Here is a 570-nt window from a genome sequence, read left to right as displayed (position 1 = left end):
AAGACGCACGGGCGGAGGGCCCTCCCCCGCTCGTTGAGCGGAGCGGCGCAGCCGCGGAGTCGAAACGGGCTGAGCGCAGCGGGGCAGCCGCGGAGTCGAAGCCGGGGCGGACCGTCATGGTCCCTCCCCCGGGTCGCGCTGGGCGGACGCGCGGCGGCGGGCGAAACCGATCCCGGCGATCACCCCGGCAGCGGCCAACAACGCAGCCCCCGCCAGGTAGATCGTCAGCGTCCCGATACCGCCGGCCTCGGGAAGGTCCAGGGCGGGCACGTCCTGCACACGGATCGTCGGGGTGCCATCCACATCGACCAGGGTCACGTTCACCGACACACCCGCGGGAAGCGTCACCGTGCCGTCGCGAGCGACAGTGAACGGCACCCGCTGCGCCAGCAGCTGGAACCCGGGCAAGGCCCTGGTCTCCTCCAACCAGTACTCGCCCTCCGTCAGCGTCGTGTCACGGAACAACCCGGTCACCGGGTCACCGTCCCCATCCGTCGCCGCAGCGATCGACGCGACCACCGCAGTACCACCGGACGCAGCGTCATACACCGCCCACTCCGAACCATTCAT

The 570-nt window shown here is 71.2% G+C and carries 1 protein-coding gene; it reads right to left on the bottom strand.

Annotated features, from left to right (window positions below; translation table 11 throughout):
• Window positions 1–114: 114 nt before the first annotated feature.
• On the bottom strand, window positions 115–570 hold a 456-nt coding region (locus IEX37_RS15855; protein ID WP_229663334.1), incomplete at its 5' end, for a prealbumin-like fold domain-containing protein.

The sequence above is a fragment of the Microbacterium album genome (genome assembly GCF_014643695.1).
Classification (GTDB): Bacteria; Actinomycetota; Actinomycetes; order Actinomycetales; family Microbacteriaceae; genus Microbacterium; species Microbacterium album.
Note: the sequence above shows the minus strand (reverse complement) of the source record. Positions and strands in the feature narration are given on the sequence as shown.